Here is a 19565-nt window from a genome sequence, read left to right as displayed (position 1 = left end):
TTGCGCGAAGTCGCGCCTTCGTTCGTTCTGTCGTCCGAAGCCCAGCATCTCATCGCATCCGGTCCGCACCGGCGACCGGGCGAACACACCACACTGTTAGAGGGGGAAATAGTTCCCGTGGCACCCGCTTCCCAGCCCCAAAGAAATAGTTCACACCCGCTACTTCGCGAAGTTCGGGCGACCGTCATTTCGGAAACATGAATATCCGGATCGGTCAGGACCGGCGACATCGTGAAAGTGGTGAACAGATGACGGAGAGCACGACCGAGACGGAAGACCGTGCACCGGCGCGCCGGGCACGTATCGAGGGGGTCGACCTGGCCAGAGGGCTGGCCCTGCTCGGAATGATCGCCACGCACGTATTCGACGCCGTCGACGACAACGGGGCGCCGACCGCCGCGACGATTGTGGCCGCAGGTCGTTCCGCCGCGTCATTCGCGATGATCGCCGGAGTGAGCCTGGCGCTCATCTCCGGACGGCAGCGACCGTTGGAGGGGCGCGACCTGTCCGCCATGCGCACGGGCATCCTGGTGCGCGCCATCGTGATCGGGGCGATCGGTCTCGCAATCGGCTTCAGCGACGACGTCGACATCATCCTCCCCTACTACGCCGTGCTCTTCCTCCTCGCGATTCCTCTGCTCCGGTTGCAGCCACGGATGCTGGTCCGCATCGCGATCGCATTGGTGATCGTCGCGCCATTGCTGAACACGGCGATGATCTTCGCCGGGCTCCCCAGGCCGGACGACAACCCCACGTTCGCGACGCTGTTCACCGACCCGGTCGGCCTGTTCCAAGTGCTGTTCCTGACCGGCTACTACCCGGTGCTGGCCTACCTCGCCTACCTCTGCGTGGGGCTCGCCATCGGGCGTAGTGACCTGTCGTCGGCGCTGGTGGCCCGCCGCCTGCTGTTCGGCGGGATCGCGCTCGTGGTCCTGGCGTGGGCCATCGCGTTGCCCCTGCTGTACGGGCTCGGCGGTATCCACACGCTGTCCGGGCTCGGCGACTTCGACGGCGACCCGGCGTCGTCGTACCTGCTGTGGGACGGAGACGATCTCACCCCCATCAGCTCGTGGTGGTGGCTGGCGCTGCCCGCATCCCACTCCACCAGCTGGATCGACATGATCAACACCGTTGGTTCCGCGATGGCGGTGATCGGTGGCTCGCTGCTCCTGGTGCGCGTTCCGTTGATCGCGCGTCTGCTGCGGCCGATCACGGTGGCGGGCACGATGGCTCTCACGATCTACACCGCGCACGTGCTGGTGCTCGCCACCGGCGTGCTGGACGACGAGGCCGGTCTGCTGTACCTGGTGCTGATCGTCGGTGCGTGCGTGTTCGCGCTGCTGTGGCGGCGGTTCGTGGGGCAGGGCCCGCTGGAGAGGCTCGTCGCGGAGCTCTCGGGCAGGGCACGACGAGCTGTACTCACTCCCCGCCCGATCGAGCGGCGCGCGTAGCGCGCCGCAAGCCGGCGACGTGGCAACCAGCGCGGCTGCGGGGGCGACCTGCGCTGGTTGCCACGTCGCATTGGCGTGACGTATCAGAGCGACCTGTCGGGGCGGCGCGTCAGCTCCGGTCGAACTCCCGCGCCCCGAGGGCCCGGATGATCCCGGCACGCCCCTCGGAGACCAGCCGCCGAAGTGCGGGCGGGTGCGACTCGTCGGCGAGCCACCTGTCCGCGGCCTCAACCGTGGACTGCTCCACGGCCCACGACGGGAACAGGCCCAGCACCACCGACTGCGCCCGTTCGCTCGTGCGCCTGGCCCAGACCTCCGCCACCTCGTCGAAGTAGCGCTGGACGTAGCCGCTCAGCAGGGCGCGCTGTGTGGGGTGGCTGAACCCGCTGATGACCGCCTCCTGCACGGCGTTCGGAAGCTCGTCGTCGTGCACGGCGCGATCCCAGGCACGTTCCTTAGCCTCGGCGGTGGGCAGCAGCGCGCGGGCCCGCTCGCCCTGCCGCTGCCCCGTGGAGGTGGGGTCGCGCTTGAGCTCCTCCTCGATCTCGGCCTCTCCCAGGACACCGTGGGCAACCAGCGCCTGCAGCAGCCGCCAGCGCAGGTCGGTGTCGAGCGTGAGCCCCTCCGGGACGTCCGGGTTGTTCTCCGGCTGGAGCAGCCAGCTGCGCATCCGGTCGAGCACGCTGCTCGGCAGGACGCTCGCCGCGAGGGCGTTCACCGTGGTGAGCTGGGCGTCGGATCCGGCAGGCGCCGTGTCGAGCCGGAACCGCAGCGCGTCCACGAGCAGTGGCCAGCCGCGATCCTTCGCCCATCCCTCCTCGGCGTAGGAGCCGAGGGCGGTCTGAGCCTGCAACAGCAGCCGCTGCACCACGCCGATCTCCGACTCGGCTCCGAACCCACCCGCGATGAGCGTGACGAAGTCGCGTGCCTTGAGCTCTGCCTCCCGGGTCATCTCCCATGCCGCCGACCAGCACAGGGTGCGGGGTAGCGGTTCGGCGATGTCACCGATGCGGTCCACGAGCGTGGCGAGCGAGTCGGGGTCCAGGCGGAGCGCGCAGTAGGTGAGGTCGTCGTCGTTGACGAGCACGAGCTTGCCCCGCGGCACGCCCACGAGCTCCGGCACCTCCGTGCGCTCGCCGGAGACGTCCACCTCGACCCGGTGGGTCCGGATGAGCTTGCTCCCGGCCTGGTCGTCGGTGTCGTCGTACACGCCGACGGCGATGCGGTGGGTGCGCAGCTCCCCGGCACCCGGACGCGCGCCACCCTGCACCACCTCGAACCGCGTGAAGCGGCCGTCCGCGTCCACCTCGAACGACGGCCGGAGCAGGTTCAGCCCGGTGGTGCGCAGCCACTGGGCTCCCCAGCCGGACAGGTCGCGGCCCGACGCCTGCTCCAGCGCGCCGAGCAGGTCGTCGAAGGTGGCGTTGCCCCAGGCGTGCGCGGCGAAGTAGCTGCGCAGCCCGGCCAGGAAGGGGGTGAGGCCGACGTAGGCGACGAGCTGCTTGAGCACCGACGCGCCCTTGGCGTAGGTGATGCCGTCGAAGTTCACCTCGACGGCCTGCAGGTCGGGGATGTCGGCGGCCACCGGGTGGGTGGAGGGCAGCTGGTCCTGGCGGTACGCCCACGACTTCTCGACGTTGGCGAAGGTCGTCCAGGCCTCGGTGTACTCGGTGGCCTCGGCCTGGCAGAGCACCGACGCCCAGGTGGCGAACGACTCGTTCAGCCACAGGTCGTCCCACCAGCGCATGGTGACGAGGTCGCCGAACCACATGTGCGCCATCTCGTGCAGCACGGTCTCTGCGCGGCGCTCGTAGAGGAACCGGGTGACGCGCGAGCGGAAGACGTAGTCCTCCAGGAACGTCACCGCGCCCGCGTTCTCCATGGCGCCGGCGTTGAACTCCGGCACGAAGAGCTGGTCGTACTTCCCGAACGGGTACCGGACGCCGAAGTTGCGGTGGTAGAAGTCGAAGCCCTGCCTGGTCTCGGTGAACAGCCGCTCCGCGTCCATGTGCGGGGCCAGCGAGGCCCGGCAGTAGATGCCGAGCGGGATCTCGCCGAGCTCGTCGGAGTAGGTGGCGTGCCAGTCCGCATAGGGTCCGGCGATCAGTGCCACCAGGTAGGTGCTCATGATCTCGCTGGTGGCGAAGCGGTGGACCGCCGCACCACCGGTGCCCTCGCCGGTCTCCTCGATGACGGCGTTGGAGACGACCTTCCAGTCCGCAGGAGCGGTGACCGTCAGCGCGTAACGGGCCTTGAGGTCCGGCTGGTCGAAGCAGGCGAACATGCGCTTGGCGTCGGCCGTCTCGAACTGGGAGTAGAGGTACACGCCGCCGTCGACCGGGTCGACGAACCGGTGCAGCCCCTCGCCGGTGTTCATGTACCGGCCGGTGGCCTCCACTCGCAGCTCGTTCTCGGCAGCCAGGGCGGGCAGTGCGATGCCGTCGTCCTCGCGGTAGCCGCTGACGTCGAGTGGCTTGCCGTTCAGCGTGGCCGAGTCGACCCCTGCGCCCACGAAGTCGATCCAGCTGTCCGTGCCGGGCTCGCTGCAGCTGAAGCGCACGGTCGTGGTGCTGGCGAAGGTCGTCTCGCCGGGCTTGCCGCCACCGTCGGTCAGGTCGAGCTCGACCGCGTAGTCGGCGACATTCAGCAGCGCGGCCCGCCGCTCGGCGTCGGCTCGTGTCAGGTTGGGCGGGGGCATGCGGTCTCGGCTCTCCTACATCGGGTCGTCCTGCTGTGGGTCGGCCACCTCGCTCGGCCCACCCTCGGGTCGGCCGGATCCGGTCGGCGCAGTGGCTGCCGATCCAACCACGAGTGCGCCCGGGATGCCCGGGATCGGGGAGTGGGAATCCCGTCGACCTTGTCCGGGTTGTGCGGGTAGCCGTGCAGTGAGGCGTTCCCCGATCGGAGAGACTGTGACGACCGCGATCAGCACCGAGACCCCGACCCCCACCGAGACCGCTCACGTCGACTTCTGGTTCGACCCGCTCTGCCCATGGGCATGGATCACGTCCCGATGGATGCTGGAGGTCCGCGAGGTCCGCGACGTGCGGATCGACTGGCACGTGATGAGTCTGTCCGTGCTCAACGAGGACCGCGATCTCCCGGAGAACTACCGCGAGATGATGGACCGCGCGTGGGCGCCGGTGCGGGTGGCCATCGCCGCGGCCCGCGACCACGGGCAGGAGATCCTCGAACCCCTCTACACGGCCATGGGCACGCGTATCCACAACGGGGGCAACAAGGACTTCGACGTCGTCATCAAGGAGTCGCTCGCCGAGCTCGACCTGCCGGCCGCCCTGGCCGACGCCGCCGGCAGCACCGAGTACGACGAGGAGCTGCGCGCCAGCCACAAGCGCGGCATGGAGCCGGTGGGCCTGGACGTGGGTACGCCCACGATCCACGTGAACGGTGTGGCCTTCTTCGGCCCCGTGCTCTCCCGAATCCCGCGTGGCGAGGACGCCGGCAAGGTGTTCGACGGTGCCCGCCTGCTCGCCGCCTACCCGCATTTCTTCGAGCTCAAGAGGACCCGCACCGAGGGTCCGGAGTTCGACTGATCGACATGACGGCGCTCCCGCCCACGAATTCGTCGGGCGGGAGCGCAGCCGTCAAGAAAACTACAGCTCAGTAACGGGCGATCACGGCGTCGCGGAGTACGCCCGTCTCGAGTTCCATCTCCCGGAGCCGGTTCTTCACCAGGTCGCCGATGCTGACCATGCCGACCAGCTCGCCACCCTGGACCACGGGCAGGTGGCGGTAGCGCCCGGCCGTCATCCTGGCCATCGCATGGGCCACGGTCTCGTCGGGCGCGCAGGTGCTGACATGGCGCGTCATCACGTCGCTGACCTGCTTGTCGAGCAGAGCGGCGCCATCCCGGCCAAGGGCTCGGACGATGTCGCGTTCGGAGACGATGCCGCGGATCGTCCGGTTCTCATCGCACACGAGCACCGCACCGACGCCGAGCCTGCCGAGCCGCTCGACGACCTCGCCGACCGTGAGCCAGGGCAGCACGGAATGTACGGTTCGCCCCTTTGCGGCGAGAATGTCCGAGATCTTCATCTACTCTCCACCTTCGTCGTCGCGCGTGGTTGAACCACCAGCACCGATGATCCCCCTACGCCTCCTCCAACGGGTGTCATCGTCGCCTCGATCACCCTCACGGCGTACATCTCGTAAGGAATACTGCAAACGAGTCGCCGAACGGTCATGCAGACAGGCATCGCGAACGCACCGAGAGTGTTCGGTAACAGGCGCAAAAAATCTGGTCACCGCACGTCAGGCGCTGGTTTCGGTGATCTCCGGTGGCTGACCTGCGGCGGGGCGCGAACCCGGCGGCCGGGCCGGTGCCGTGGGCTCCGTCATTCGGCCTCGCGCCGCGCACCCGCCTTCCTAGCGTCCGCCCGTGCTCCCTCAGCGCCGCTGCGGCGCCGTCCTGCCGCCGGTCTTCACCGTGCTCGCCGTGGCCGTCGTGCTGGGCGGCGCGCTGGTGCTGACCGGCTCCCGGGCCGCGCCGGCAGTGCCCGCCGCCATGCTCCCGGGGTGCGACGGTTACCTCACCGGGGCGTCCGTGCGTGCGCGCAGCGGCGAGACCGGCGTGCCCGACATCGGCACCCTCGACGCAGGCGGATGCCGCGGCGGCCTCGTGCGGATCGGGCCGGACGGCCGCACCTTCACGCGGGGCCAGGAACCGTTCTTCTGGCTGAGCGACGCTGCCCCGGGTCCGCTCGCCGACCTTGATCGACCACAGCTCGACGCGTACCTGGACGCCCGGTCGGCCCAGGGCTTCACGGTGGTCCGGACGGTCGCCCCGGCCGGCGACCCGGGCGACGACGAGTGGGAGCGGCTGGACGTCGTGGTGGACGAGGCCGCGCGACGTGGCCTCGTCGTGGCGCTGCAACCGGTGCCGGGCGACGCCGACGCCGAGGCGTACGGCGAGCTCCTCGGGGAGCGCTACGCGGAGGACACCAACGTGGTCTGGGTGCTGGGTGCCGCCGCGGGCGACGGCACGGAGGACGTCCGGAGGTCCGTGGCCACGGGGATCAGGGCGGGCGGGGGAGAGCAGCTCATGAGCCACCACCCCGGCAGTGCCGAGGGGGCGGGCTTCGATCTCCTCGGCCACTTGTGCGGCAACGACGACGAGTCCGCGAAGCTCGTCGCCGCCTACGCGGCCGGGCGGCCGTTCGTCGTCGAGGCGTGCGACGACGGGTCCGCGGCGCCGGACGTTCGCCGCTATGCGTACCGGGCCGTGCTCGGCGGCGCCGCCGGCGCCGCACGTGGGCCTGAGGGGGCCCAGGAGCGCGCCACAGGCCCGACCCGCTCCTCGGCCCTGGATGCCTCCGCTGCGGCGCAGCTGGGCCATCTCCGCGCCCTTGTGGAATCACGGCCGCGCACGGAGCCCGCCGATGTGGTGATCGGTGCCGAGAGCGGACGCGAGCGCATCCACGGAGCACTGGCCGCCGACCGCTCCACGCTCGTCGCCTACACGCCGGTCGGCGCCCCGATCACCGTCGATCTCGCAGGTCTCGCGGGTGAGACCGCGCGGCCCTGGTGGTTCGATCCCCGCACCGGGCGGGCCACCAAGCTCCACACGGTGCCGGCCCGCGGCGCCACGACGTTCACGCCCCCTGGCGGCGAGGCGGACGCGGCCGACTGGGTGCTGGTGGTGGACGACGCGGCTGCGGGCTACGGACCGCCGGGTCGCAGGGGCGCTGGGGAGTCCGGCGACCCGGAAGCCACCGCCCCTCCTGCGCCGTCGACCGCCGCTCCGCCGCCCTCGCCCACGAGTGCGCCGCCGACCACGTCCCCTGAGCCCCCGCCGCCACCCGCCGCGCCACCGCGGCCGCCCGCTCCGCCGTCGGCCGAGCCGGTCTGGGACCGGCTCGCCCAGTGCGAGTCGTCGGGCGACTGGGCGATCGACACCGGCAACGGCTACTACGGTGGCTTGCAGTTCGACGCCGACACCTGGCGCGCGTACGGCGGAACGGAGTTCGCCCCGTCGGCCCACAGGGCCACTCGTGAGCAACAGATCACAGTTGCCACCCGAGTGCGCGACGACCGGGGCGGATACGGCTCCTGGCCTGCCTGCGCACGCAAGCTCGACCTGCCTTCGTAACCATCTCGTGATAACGGAGTGAGATCGGGACCGCCGTCGCCGCCGGGTGAATGGTCATCGCTACCCTGACGGGCGATGAGCGAGCGCTCGCAGTCCGAGGAGACCCCTATCCGCGTCGGCAACCGGTACCGCCTTGACGAGCGGATCGGGGCCGGCGCCATGGGTGCTGTGTGGCGCAGCACCGACGAGCTGCTCAATCGCACGGTCGCGGTGAAAGAGCTGCTCGCAGCGGCTGCCCCGGACACCCCCGCCGGCAACGATGCGCTGGAGGAGTCGCGCCAGCGGATCTTGCGGGAGGGCCGGATCGGGGCCCGCCTGCAACATCCGCACGTGATCAGCATGTTCGACGTCGTGGTGCACGAGGACCGGCCCTGGCTGGTGATGGAGTACCTCCCGTCGAAGTCACTGGCCCAGGTGCTGGCAGAGAAGGGCGCGCTGGAGCCGCGGCAGGTCGCCGACGTGGGCCGCCAGGTGGCCGACGGACTGGCAGCTGCGCACCTGGCCGGTGTGGTGCACCGCGACGTCAAGCCGGGCAACGTCCTCCTCGGCGAGGACGGGCGGGTCAAGCTCACCGACTTCGGTGTCTCCCGCGCGGTCGACGACGTGCAGCTCACCCGCACCGGCCTGATCGCAGGGACCCCCGCGTTCCTCTCGCCCGAGGTGGCCAGGGGTGGAGATCCCACCGCGGCGTCCGACGTGTTCGCGCTGGGGGCCACGCTCTACGCGGCGGCGGAGGGCACCCCGCCGTTCGGGCTCGACGACAACGCGTACGCGTTGCTGCACAAGGTCGCCATGGGCGAGGTGCGGCCGCCGAAGAAGTCCGGCCAGCTCACAGCCGTGATCATGTGGTTGCTGAGCAAGGAGCCCGGCGAGCGGCCGTCGGCGATGCAGGCCCGCGACGTGCTGGCCGCCGTGGCAGAGGGCCGCGACGGCGGGCCTGCAGTGCCGGCGTTGGCAGCGGCTGCCGCCGGTGGCACCGGCAACACCCTTGCCATGGAGGCCGCACCCACCGCCGCGGCGCCGGCGATCGCGCCACCGCCCCCTCCCACCTCGCCGCAGACGTCTCGGCCTGCGTCCGAGCCCGCTCCCGGTCGTCCTCGCCGCTGGCGAGCCGGCCTGATCGCGATCGTGGCGCTGCTGGTGGTCGGCGGCGGTGTCGCGGCGGCGATACTGACGTCAGGGAACGGCCCCGCCGATCCTGGGAACCAGCAGGCCGCTCCGCCTTCCCCCAGCACCAGCGCGGCCGCGCCGCCGGCCCCCGCTCCGGCTGCCACCACGGCGCCGCGTACCACCGAGCCGGCGCCCACCACCACCCAGGCGCCGCCACCGACCACGACGCCTACCCCTGCGCCTGACGGAGGAGCCACGCCCAGCGACCCGGTCGCCTTCGTCCAGAACTACTACGCGCTGCTCCCGGGCAACACCGACGCCGCATTCGCGCTGCTGAGCCCTGCGGCGCAGAGTGCGTCCGGTGGGCGGAGCGGGTACGACGGCTTCTACGGGCGGATGCAGTCGGTGAGTGTGCAGAACCCCCGCCAGACCGGCGACAACACGGTGCAGGCCACCATCGTGTTCGTCGAGAAGAACGGCACCACCACCCACGAGCCGTACCGCTTCGTCGTCGGGACGGACGACGACGGTGCCACGATCATCCAGTCCTTCAGCAAGCTGTAATGCCGGCCGCGGGCGGCCTGGTCAGGCCGTCTGAACGCCCACGTCACTGAGGTTCGCGGTGACCCACCGCACCACCTCGCGGACGAACACCTTCTTGTTGTCGATGCCGTGCACCTCGTGGCCCTCGTCGTGGAAGAGCAGGAAGCCCGGTGACGCCCCGCGCTCCCGGAGGGCGTCCACCACCTGCTGGGCCTCCACGAGCGGCACGTTGGTGTCGTGCGCACCGTGCACCACCAGCAGCGGCGCGGTGATGCGGTCGACGCGGTGGATCGGTGAGAGCTCCCGCAGCAGCGCGGCGTCCGAGCGTGGGTCGCCGTACTTGGTGGTGGCCGCTTCGGCGATCCAGGGCTCCGTGGAGGCGTAGAAGGTGGCGAAGTCGGAGATGCCGCAGACGTCGACGCCCACCGCGAAAAGCTCCGGGAACCAGGCCAGCGCGGCGAGTGCGAGGTAGCCGCCGTAGGAGCGGCCCGACACACCGACCCGGCCGGGATCGGCGAGCCGCGCCGACACGAGGAAGTCGACGGCTGCACGCACGTCGGTGATCGCGACGAATCGGCGCTCGTGGTCGTCGGCGCAGGCGAAGCTGCGTCCGTAGCCGCCCGAGCCGCGGACGTTGGGTGCGAAGACCGCGACGCCTTCGGCGAGCAGGGCCTGGAACAGCGGCTGGAAGGTGGGCCGTTCCTGCGCCTCAGGGCCGCCGTGGAGCCAGATGAGCGTGGGCAGTGACCCGAGCACGCCGGAGGGCCGGAACAGCCATCCGGACAGCAGCAGGCCGTCCTCGGCGCGGAACTCGTGGAGCGTCGGGGAGACGAGCGACTCGCCGTCGCCCGGCTCGGCAGGCAGGAGCGGGGTGGCATCCCCGTAGGTCTCGAGCCCGATCCGGGCGAGCTGCGGCGGAGTGGCCGGCCCCTCATTGGCGGCGAGCAGTGCGCGCCCGTCGAGGCTGAAGGCCAGCCCGGTGACCACGTCGCCCGGCACGGGGACCACGGGCTCGAGCATCCCGGAGCGCAGGTCGAGCAGCTCGATCTCGCTGCGCCCGTCGACGTTCCAGACGAGCGCGGCGCGCGCGCCCGCAGGGTCGAGCGCCACGAGGTCGAGGTCGTCGTCGGGACGCTCGGCGACCGGGTACGCGGTGGACAGCTCGGTGCTACCCAGCAGGGTGACCACGAGCAGCGCAGGGCGCTCGCGGCCCGCATCGGTATGGACGTAGAGCTGGCGGCCGGTGACGCCGAACCTGGCGTCGGCGATCGTGGCACCGCCGGGCAGCAGTTCGGTGCGCTGCCCGCTGTGCAGGTCCACCAGCTCCAGCCGCCGTTCGCCGCGGCGACCGAGCCGCACCACTGCGCGCCTGCCGTCGCCGCTCACGGCGCAGACCCGGGCGGCGGGGCCGGCGGCGAGCACCGTGGACGTGCCGTCGCGCAGGTCGACCAGACAGGCCTGGCCGTCGCCCGCCCCTTCCGGGAAGACGGTGACGCCGAGCTGGCGGCCGTTGTGGGACCACACCCCGAGCGTCACGGCGGCCGCCCCGGGAGCGAGCTGACGCGACTCACTGCCGTCGGGGGTGAGCACCTGGACGCGCGTGCGCTCGCCGCCGTGCAGCGCGGTCTGGAAGGCCAGCCAGGTGCCGTCGGGCGACCAGGTGAGGGCCTGAACATCACCCTCGACGGGCAGTGGGGCATCGGGTTCGACGATGGGGCCGCCGTCGGGGGGCAACACGCCCACCCACGCTCGCGGGCGGCCGTCGCGGTCGGAGACCCAGGCCACCAGGGTGCCGTCGGGGGAGGGCACCGGATTCGAGTAGGCCGTGGGGAACAGTTCGCCGTAGGTGGTGCCGGCCGGATGCGCGTCGGCACCGCCGGTCAGACGAGCGAGCCTCCGCTCGGTGAAGTCCGACACCCCTAGGTGATCCATCCCTACAACCCCCTCTCCTGAAACCACATCTCGAGCAGCGCAACCTGCCACAACGCATTGGAACCGAGGTTTGTTCGTGCAGTGTTGGGGTCGGCCAGCATGGTGTCCAGCCAGTCCCGGCGTACCAGCCCACGGGCCTTCGCCACGGGATCGGTGACGGCGTCACGTACCCGGTCGAGGAATGGGCCTTCGAGGTGCCGGATCGCCGGAACCGGAAAGTACCCCTTGGGCCGATCGATGATCGAGTCGGGGACCACGCCGCGGGCTGCGTCCTTCAACACACCCTTCCCGCCGTGGGCGAGCTTGAGCTCCGGCGGGCAGGCGGCGGCGAGCTCCACCAGCTCGTGGTCCAGGAACGGGACGCGGGCCTCCAGGCCCCACGCCATCGTCATGTTGTCCACGCGCTTGACGGGGTCGTCGACCAGCATGATGGTCGAGTCCAGCCGCAGCGCCGCATCGAGCGTCTCGTCGGCGCCCGGGGCGCCGAAGTGCTCGGCGATGAAGGCCCGGCTCGGGTCGTGGTCGAGCACCCACTCCGGTTCGAGGATGTGGGCGAGCTCGGCGTGGGGACGGTCGGTGAACTGCTTCGCGTAGGCCTCCACGCCCTGCGAGCGGGGCACGCCGGCCAGCGGCGGGTACCAGCTGTACCCGGCGAACACCTCGTCGGCGCCCTGCCCGGACTGCACCACCCGCACCGACTTCGACACCTCCTGCGCGAGGAGGTAGAAGGCGACGCAGTCGTGGCTGACCATGGGCTCGGACATCGCGACGATGGCGTCGTCGACGGCGGGCAGCATCCGTGCGGGGTCGACGAGGATCTGCTGATGTTCGGTGGCGAAGTGCTCGGCCACGAGGTCGGAGTACTCGAACTCGTCGCCGGACTCGCCCGCCGCGGCGTGGAACCCGACGCTGAACGTCTGGAGGCCGGTCTGTCCCTCGGCGGCCAGCAGGGCGACGACCAGCGAGGAGTCCAGCCCGCCGGACAGCAGCACGCCGACGGGGACGTCGGCGACCATTCGCCTGCGCACCGCGATCCTCAGCGACTCGAGCACGGCGTCGCGCCAGTCGCGGGCGCTCATCCCGGCGTACTCGGGGCGCCGGATGTGTGAGGGCTGCCAGTAGAGGTGGTCGCTGCTCGTGCCATCCGGCTGGATCGTCCGCACGGTGGCGGGCGGGAGCTTGCGCACGCCGCTCAGGATCGTGCGCGGCGCGGGCACCACCGAATGGAAGGTCATGTAGTGGTGCAGCGCGATCGGGTCGATCGAGGTGTCGATGCCGCCGGCCTTGAGCAGGGCGGGAAGCGAGGACGCGAACAGCAGCCTGCCCTGGCCCTCGGCGAGGTAGAGCGGCTTGATCCCGAGGCGGTCGCGGCCGAGCGTCAGAACTCCGGTGTCGCGGTCGGCCACCGCGAAGGCGAACATGCCGAGGAAGCGCTCGACGCAGGCGGGACCCCAGTGCTTGAAGGCCTTGAGCAGCACCTCGGTGTCGGACGTGGAGAAGAAGTGGTAGCCGGCGGCCTCGAGCTCCGCGCGCAGTTCGCGATAGTTGTAGATGAGCCCGTTGAAGACCGCGGACAGGCCGAGCTCCGGGTCGACCATGGGCTGGGCGCCGCGCTCGGAGAGGTCGATGATCTTGAGTCGGCGGTGTCCGAGCGCGATCGCGCCGACGGAGTAGACGCCCGATCCGTCGGGGCCGCGACGGTGCATCTCGGCGGTGATCCGGGCGACAGCCTCCACGTCCGGAGCGCTGCCGTCGAACCGGATCTCACCGGCGATGCCGCACATACGTGTCCTCCGCTGGTCGGGCGCCCGGGTCATCCCGGTCGTCGAGGTTGAGTGGACGATGCGGTACCCCGCGTGCGCAACCCGCACCTTGTTTCGAGTGTGTGACCAGAATCTCGTCGAGCCGAGCCGTGGTGGACTTGCGTACATGAACGACATACACCTCGGCGTGGTGTTCCGGCCGCAATCCCCTCCAGAACGGCTTCGTGATGTGGCGCTCGCCGCCGAGGCCTACGGGGTCGGCGAACTGTGGCTCTGGGAGGACTGCTTCCTGGAGGGCGGTCTCACCGCGGCGACCGCGGCGCTCGCCTGGACCGAGCGGCTGAAGGTCGGAGTGGGCCTGCTGCCGGTGCCGTTGCGCAACCCCGCCGTGGCCGCGATGGAGATCGCCACACTCGCCCGGATGTTCCCTGGCCGGTTCCTACCCGGCCTCGGGCACGGCGTGCTGGAGTGGATGGCGCAGGTCGGAGCCCGGGTCCCGTCGCCGATGACGTTGTTGCGTGAGCACGCCACCGCCGTTCGCGATCTCCTGCACGGCCGCACGGTGGACGTCGACGGCCGTTTCGTCCATCTGGACGGTGTCGCGCTCGACTGGCCGCCCCGCGAGGTGCCGCCGATCCTCATCGGGGCCAGGGGCCCGAAGACCGTGCGGCTGGCGGGGGAGATCGCCGACGGCGTCCTGCTCGACTCCGGGCTCACCGTGGGGCAGGTCCGTGAGGCGCGTGCCCGGGCGGAGGAGGGCCGGGCGGCGGCAGGCCGGACCGGAGAATTCCGCATCGTCGTGTACCTGGAGTTGGACGCCACGTCCGGTGGGTTGGCGGAGCAGGTCGAGGAACACGCGCGGGAGTTCTCGGCCGCCGGCGCCGACACCGTGGTGTTCCAGGCGACCGGCGAGGCGCCCGACCCGGAGCCGCTGCTGGAGGCCTGTGGCCGACTCGTCGGCGGTCCCGTGTGAGATGACGGGCCGACGCTTCCGAAACACTTTTCTTCCGGGCATCGTCGAATTCTCGATCGAGATCCGCTCGATGTTTCCGGCGATCCTGCGCGCGCACGAAATGTGGATATCGGATCAGCTCGGCCATGCGGGTGGGGCGTGTGCCGCTGAAGGGTGAATCCGGCGGGCGCTTGCCCTGGGGCGGGCCAAGGTTGCCCGCGTATTCACTCGCTACCGTTCCGGAGGCTGGACAGTGACCACTGCAGCAGCGGACTCGGTCCACCAGAGGATCGAACGGACATTCGACGGCCTCGACAGCAACCACGACGGGTATGTGGACTGGTCGGACTACCAGAACCTCGTCGACCGCTACCTCGGTGCGTTTCAGCTCGACAGGGGTGATCGCAGGGCCAGGGCGCTGCAGTCGATCCACGAGATGTGGTGGCTGGAACTGTTGCGGCACGCGGGCGCAGGGGAGGACCGGCTGCTGAAGAACGTCTTCGTCGCCGCCACTCGCCTCACCATCGTCGACACCAGCCGCCTGAATGTGGTCGAGGGCTTCGGACACGCCATCTTCGACGTCGTCGACACCGACGGCGACAACGAGATCAACAAGGAAGAGTTCGACCGCCTGCTGCGGGACGTCTGGAAGGCCGACTCCCCGGAGTCGAGCAAGGCGTTCGGCCGGGTGGACACCGATGACGACGGCACGATCTCCCGGCAGGAGTTCCTCCGGGCCGCGCACAGGTATTTCAACTCCAGCGACCTCAACGGCGCCGGCAACCTGCGCGTCGGCGGCTGATCGACTTCGCTCCGGCGGTGGCCTGGAAAGCGGCTCGGCCACCGCAGAAATCTCAACGGGGGAGCCGTCGCCGGCGGTCAGCGCTTCCGGTAGACGTCGCGACGGTGGCCTACGGCGAGAACCAGAATCACGAGCTCGCCGTCGTGGATCTCGTAGATGATCCGGAAATCACCCGTGCGCACGCGCCACTCTCCTGCCCCGCCGACCAACTGCGTGGCTGCCGGCGGGCGTGGTTCGGTGGCGAGCAGCTCCAGTGCCGCCTGGATACGACGTCGGCCGGGGGCATCGAGCTTGCGCAGCTGACGTGCCGCGCTCGGGACGACTGTGATGCGGTAGGTCACGTTGGTGGCTCAGAGGCCCAGATCCGCCTTGACCTCTTCCCACGGAATCGGAGCCGCCTCAGCGGCTGCCAGCTCCGCCCTGGCAGCCTCGGCCGCCCGGATGTCCGCCATGTCCTCCGCCAGCTCGAGGATCCGATCGAGATCGTCGGCATCGATGACGGCGGCGATCCGATGGCCCCGCCGCGAGAGGTAGACCGGTCGGTGCTCGGAGCGCGCCTGGTCAACCACAGCGGCGAGCTGCTCGCGGGCGTCCGAGATGCTGATCCCGTCCTCGGTCACCTCATGAACGTACGCCTGCCGACTCAGCTGTACAACCATCCCGGAAATGTACAAGCGCGCCGGGTGGGCGAGTCCGCGAGCAGCGCCAGTCGCGTCGGCACGAGATCAGCGCAGCACCCAGGTGTCCTTCGCCCCACCGCCGCGCGAGGAGTTGACGATCATGCTCCCGAACGGGGCGACGCGGCTGAGCGCCGCCGGTAGCACCTCGACGTTCGTGCGGTCGCCGAGCCGGGACTGCAGGACGAACGTCCGCAGGTCCACCGCTCGCGGTTCGAGCCTGCCGTTCGCGAACGTCGGGTGGGTGGAGAGCATCACCAGATCCTGTGCCACCCATCCGGCCGGGTTGCTGCGCACCGCGGCGGCTGCCTCGGCCAGCTCCGCACGGTCGGCGTGCGGCCCGATCACGATGCCCTGCCCGCCGTACCCGTCCACCGGCTTGAGCACGAGCTCGTGGAGCCGGTCGAGCACCTCGGCCCGCCGGTCGGGGTCGACGCACGGGTAGGTCGGGACGTTGTCCAGCAGGACGTCCTCGCCCAGGTAGTAGGAGATCATCTCGGGCACGTAGGCGTAGATGAGCTTGTCGTCGGCCACGCCGTTGCCCATCGCGTTGAGCAGCGCGACGTCGCCGCGGGCCACCGCGTTGCAGAGGGCCCGGCCGATCGGGCGGAGATCCGCGCCCTTCGCGTCGAGCAGGGCGCGCTCGTCGAGGCGCCGGTAGAGCGCCGAGAGCCGCCGCCGTGCGCCGGAGCCCACGAGGAAGACGCCGTCCTCGGTGACCTGCAGGTCGCGCGGCGTGACCAGCGGGATGTCCATCCGGTCGGCGAGCAACTGGTGCTCGAAGAACGCCGAGTCCTCGTGGCCGGCAGAGAGCAGGGCGACCTCCCCCAGTGCGGGGTCGTCGGGTTCGGTTGCCGAGAGCAGCGCCGAACGCAGCTGCCCTGGCACCGGATCCAGCCCGACGACGCCTGCGGGCGGCTCCAGGTCGGGCATCACACTGCGGACCAGCCGCCTGCTCGTGATCGAGTAGCCGATGCCCGACGGGACGCGCAGGTTGTCCTCCAGCACGAGCCAGTGGTCGGCCCGGTCCCGGACGAGATCGATGCCGGCGACCGCGATGCGCACGGCATCGGCCGGGAACAGCTTGCCGAGCCGGCTGCGGCCCGGTGCGTCGTGCACGATCTGGGCCGGGATCACGCCGTCGGAGACGATCTTCTGCTTGCCGTAGACGTCGCGGACGAACTGCTCGAGTGCGCGGATGCGCTGGGTGAGCCCGGCGGTGAGCCCGGCCCAGTCCTCCGCGGTGACGATGCGGGGGATGAGGTCGAGCGGGAAGAGCCGGTCCGGTTCGCCGTCGCCCACCCGGAACGTGACGCCGCGGGCGCGCTGCTCGGTGCGCAACGCCGACTCGGCGGCCGTGAGACCGCGCGGGCCGAGCCGATCGAGCGCCCGGAACATCCAGCCGTAGTGGGGCAGTACCGTGCCGCCCGCGCTCACGGCCTCGTCGAACGCCCGCTGCTCTGAGCCGTCGGTGTGGTAGCCGACGAGCAGGTCCGGCGTGTGCGGGACGGTGGCGGGTGGCTCGGTGACCAGCGTGCGGCCCTGGGTGTGCGCCAGCAGGACGTCGACGACGTCGCTGAGCTCCCCGCGGCGGCCGTATGCCCGCCGCTGCACGGCCGCGCCGCTGCCGCGGGCCAGCGTGGCCTGCGACAGCTCGAGCACCTGCTCCCAGTCGCCGAGCTCCTCCAGCTGTGGCCGGAGCTGGTCGACGAGCTGGCCGACGAGCAGCGGCGGCGACACCAGCGAGGGACCACAGAGGTCGACGAGATCGCCCTCCAGGCCCGAACGCGCAGCCCGCCAGGTGGCGGCTCGCAGCAGCTCGTGCCGGGACTCGGACAGCGGCACCTCGGCCGCAAGGTCTTCCCGGGCCTTGCCGACCAGCGCACGGAAGAGGCCCGCGATGAGCACCACGTCGTCCACCTCGGGGCAGGCGTCGCAGACCCGCAGCTCCACCGTGGGCAGATGGGCGCTCGGCCGGATGTCGAAGTAGACCATCCCGGGGTCGCTGATCGTGCCCGACGCGATGAGATCGGCGACCATGGCGTCGTACTCGGCCGCGGTGCGCACGGTCGCGGGCGGGCCGGCGGTGGGCCAGCGCGACCACACCATCGACCGGTAGCTGGCGTAGCCGGAGTCGTGGCCCCGCCAGTACGGCGAGCTGGCCGAGAGGGCGAGCAGCACCGGCAGATAGGGGGCGACGCGGCGCACGACCTGGACGGCCTCGTCGCGATCGGGCACGTCCACGTGCACCTGAGCGCCGCAGATGTGTTGCTCGCGCACCAGCATCTGGTACTCGTGCTGCATCTTCTCGTAGCGCGCCCCCGCCGAGATGGCGTCGCCGTGAAGTTCGGCGAGCGGCACGGTGCCTGCCGCGACCACGCCGAGACCGAGCGGCTCGGCCACGCCCTCCAACGTTGCGCGCAGCCGTCGCAGGTGCCCGCGCAGCTCGTCGAGCGTGCCGCACACCGGCGTGTTCGTCTCGACGAGGGACCGCTGCAGTTCGGGTGCGAACTCGGCTCCGTCGAGCTGCGCGAGCAGCGAGTCGACCTCGGGCGCGGAGCGCCTGCTCTCCAGGTCGACGACGTGGAACTCCTCCTCGACGCCCAGCAGGGGGAGGTCGCTCATGACGCCGACGCTAGGAGACTCGTGTTACAGCCGTGATGCCGTCGTGCTACTCCGAGGCTGTTCCGCACCCCAGCACTGTGCCCACTCGGGTGCGTGGGAAACACATCACGCCGTGTGGATTGCTCCGAACGGCGTCATCAGATAGCGGACGTCAGGTATAAGCGGCGTCGAAGAACGCGAGTTCGAGATCGACCGAACGGACGAACATGTCGCGCACCCGCTCCAGGTCGCCAGGTTCGAGGCCGACGACGACGCGGTCGAACTCGGTGCGCAGGAACGTCACCCACGTCTCGAAGGCAGAGCCCCTGTGCAGCTCGATCCACTCCCGTTGCAGCGGTTCGTCGGGGGCGGTGGCGTCAGGTCGCGTGGCCCAGTCCAGGTAGAGCCACTCCGCCACGAGCAGCACCGCGAGGCAGGAGGCGTAGTCGGCGCTGCGCCGTGCCGTGTCCATCAGCTCGACGAAGCCGGCCGTGGGGGCCAGGAGAGCCGGGTCGGTGCGTTCGGGAAGCGGGACGTCCAGGGCGTCGAGCGCCCGCGCGAAGAAGTCGTTCTCCGGTCCGGCGACCAGCCCGAGCTGGCGGGCGTGCACGACCCGGGGTTCGAGCCGGTCGGCGGCGGCCACCGCGGCCCCCATCAGCGCCAGGAAGGAGTCGAAGAACTGGTGGTCCTGCACCAGGTAGGTGGTGAGCACAGCGGGGTCCAGCTGCCCGCGCCAGAGCTCGTCCACGAACCGGTGTCCGACCGCCGCGTCCCAGGTGGGGCCGGTCAGCTCACGCAGCTCAGCACTGAAGGTCACCTTCCCGACCCTAGTGCCGAGGAAACGAGGTCGCCTTCCGCGGCACCAGAGGTCGGCTACGCCCGCAGCAGGCCGCCCTGGAGCCGGGGCGCGATGACGCTCGTGTCCAGCGCCGCTGCCAGCGTGACGTCCGCTGCGTAGCCGTCGGCCACGAGCTCGCGGCCGGACGCGGTGGCCGCCAGCACGGCGGCGAGTCCCTTGTCCCGGGCCGCGACGAACTGCGCCACGGCGAGCTCGGCCTCGGGGGAGAGGTCGGCCGCGGGCAGCGCCGCCGCGATCGCCCCGGCACCGAGCACGTCCTCCACGGCCACCCGCAAGGTGCCACCGGGCCAGCGCTCCCCGGCAGGGACGAGTCCGATCGGTCCGTCCACCGCGAGCGCTGCGGCTGCCGTGGCCGAGGCGTTGCGCAGGCAGCCGGCGAAGAGCGCGGCGCCGGTGGCCGCGACCGTGGCGCACAACGTGGCGCCGTTGGGCGAGGGGAGCCCGAGCCGGGTACCGGGCGTGAGGTCGACCAGCGACGACGGTCGCAGCGACGGGCCGCTGCCGTGACGGGGACCCGCGGGCTGCACGCCGAGGGCTCGGGCTTCTGTCGCCGGGTCGCCGCCGGACCAGCGCTGCGGCAGGATCGCGGCGCCCCGGCCGACGGCGACGTCGACGGCTGTGCAGAACGACAGCACGTCGACGACGATCACCGCGGCGCACTCGGCTGCCAGCAGTTCGGCGCCTTCGCGCCCCCATTCCAGTCGCACCCGGTACGCGCGTTGCCGGTGTTCGGGGCGGGCGTCGATCGGCACGCGATCACCGT

The 19565-nt window shown here is 71.0% G+C and carries 15 protein-coding genes; 6 read left to right on the top strand and 9 right to left on the bottom strand.

The features are described from left to right. Positions 1-248 precede the first annotated feature (248 nt). Positions 249-1451, top strand: a complete 1203-nt coding sequence (locus ACQPZQ_RS37535; RefSeq protein ID WP_433288973.1) for a heparan-alpha-glucosaminide N-acetyltransferase domain-containing protein — start codon at positions 249-251, stop codon at positions 1449-1451. A gap of 109 nt (positions 1452-1560) precedes the next feature. Here ACQPZQ_RS37535 and pepN read toward each other — a convergent pair whose 3' ends face one another. Further along, a complete protein-coding gene (gene pepN, locus ACQPZQ_RS37530) occupies positions 1561-4149 on the bottom strand; it encodes an aminopeptidase N (protein ID WP_433288971.1) in 2589 nt (862 codons plus the stop codon). Positions 4150-4363: 214 nt separating this feature from the next. On the opposite strand from pepN, the gene ACQPZQ_RS37525 reads away from it, so the two are divergent. After that, complete coding sequence (locus ACQPZQ_RS37525; RefSeq protein ID WP_433288969.1) at positions 4364-5005, top strand: mycothiol-dependent nitroreductase Rv2466c family protein; 642 nt, start codon at positions 4364-4366, stop codon at positions 5003-5005. A 67-nt stretch (positions 5006-5072) separates the two neighbouring features. Here ACQPZQ_RS37525 and ACQPZQ_RS37520 read toward each other — a convergent pair whose 3' ends face one another. Next, positions 5073-5507: a CBS domain-containing protein gene (locus tag ACQPZQ_RS37520; RefSeq protein WP_241041399.1), complete on the bottom strand. Its 435-nt coding sequence runs from the start codon at positions 5505-5507 to the stop codon at positions 5073-5075. 343 nt (positions 5508-5850) lie between these two features. Between ACQPZQ_RS37520 and ACQPZQ_RS37515 the strand changes: the two genes are divergently transcribed. Together ACQPZQ_RS37515 and ACQPZQ_RS37510 are read left to right on the top strand one after the other, a co-directional pair. Next, a complete protein-coding gene (locus ACQPZQ_RS37515) occupies positions 5851-7560 on the top strand; it encodes a transglycosylase family protein (protein ID WP_433288967.1) in 1710 nt (569 codons plus the stop codon). Positions 7561-7635: 75 nt separating this feature from the next. Next, positions 7636-9234 carry a protein kinase domain-containing protein gene (locus tag ACQPZQ_RS37510; protein WP_433288965.1) on the top strand — a complete coding sequence of 533 codons (1599 nt, stop codon included), beginning with the start codon at positions 7636-7638 and terminating at the stop codon, positions 9232-9234. Positions 9235-9255: 21 nt separating this feature from the next. On the opposite strand, the gene ACQPZQ_RS37505 is transcribed toward ACQPZQ_RS37510, so the two are convergent. Further along, positions 9256-11145 carry a S9 family peptidase gene (locus tag ACQPZQ_RS37505; protein ID WP_433288963.1) on the bottom strand — a complete coding sequence of 630 codons (1890 nt, stop codon included), beginning with the start codon at positions 11143-11145 and terminating at the stop codon, positions 9256-9258. Between the two features lie 2 nt (positions 11146-11147). Further along, positions 11148-12929: an N-acetylglutaminylglutamine amidotransferase gene (locus tag ACQPZQ_RS37500; protein WP_433288961.1), complete on the bottom strand. Its 1782-nt coding sequence runs from the start codon at positions 12927-12929 to the stop codon at positions 11148-11150. 145 nt (positions 12930-13074) lie between these two features. On the opposite strand from ACQPZQ_RS37500, the gene ACQPZQ_RS37495 reads away from it, so the two are divergent. Continuing rightward, a complete protein-coding gene (locus ACQPZQ_RS37495; protein ID WP_433288959.1) occupies positions 13075-13881 on the top strand; it encodes an LLM class flavin-dependent oxidoreductase in 807 nt (268 codons plus the stop codon). A gap of 232 nt (positions 13882-14113) precedes the next feature. Continuing rightward, positions 14114-14662, top strand: a complete 549-nt coding sequence (locus ACQPZQ_RS37490) for an EF-hand domain-containing protein (RefSeq protein WP_433288957.1) — start codon at positions 14114-14116, stop codon at positions 14660-14662. Positions 14663-14739: 77 nt separating this feature from the next. Here ACQPZQ_RS37490 and ACQPZQ_RS37485 read toward each other — a convergent pair whose 3' ends face one another. From ACQPZQ_RS37485 to ACQPZQ_RS37465, 5 genes are all read right to left on the bottom strand, one after another. Further along, positions 14740-15003, bottom strand: a complete 264-nt coding sequence (locus ACQPZQ_RS37485) for a type II toxin-antitoxin system RelE family toxin (RefSeq protein ID WP_241041406.1) — start codon at positions 15001-15003, stop codon at positions 14740-14742. 9 nt (positions 15004-15012) lie between these two features. Continuing rightward, positions 15013-15282, bottom strand: coding sequence for a type II toxin-antitoxin system Phd/YefM family antitoxin (locus tag ACQPZQ_RS37480; protein WP_433288955.1), 270 nt, complete (start codon positions 15280-15282; stop codon positions 15013-15015). 105 nt (positions 15283-15387) lie between these two features. Next, positions 15388-17964: a glutamate--cysteine ligase gene (locus ACQPZQ_RS37475; protein ID WP_433288953.1), complete on the bottom strand. Its 2577-nt coding sequence runs from the start codon at positions 17962-17964 to the stop codon at positions 15388-15390. Between the two features lie 151 nt (positions 17965-18115). Further along, positions 18116-18760 (bottom strand): TenA family protein, encoded by a 645-nt coding sequence (locus tag ACQPZQ_RS37470; RefSeq protein ID WP_433288951.1) that lies wholly within the window; start codon positions 18758-18760, stop codon positions 18116-18118. A gap of 56 nt (positions 18761-18816) precedes the next feature. Further along, on the bottom strand, positions 18817-19554 hold the full coding sequence (locus ACQPZQ_RS37465; protein WP_433288949.1) for a 2-phosphosulfolactate phosphatase: 738 nt from the start codon (positions 19552-19554) through the stop codon (positions 18817-18819). Positions 19555-19565: the final 11 nt, after the last annotated feature.

It is taken from the genome of Pseudonocardia sp. CA-142604, from assembly GCF_050948475.1.
In the GTDB taxonomy this organism is placed as follows: Bacteria; Actinomycetota; Actinomycetes; order Mycobacteriales; family Pseudonocardiaceae; genus Pseudonocardia; species Pseudonocardia alaniniphila.
Note: the sequence above shows the minus strand (reverse complement) of the source record. Positions and strands in the feature narration are given on the sequence as shown.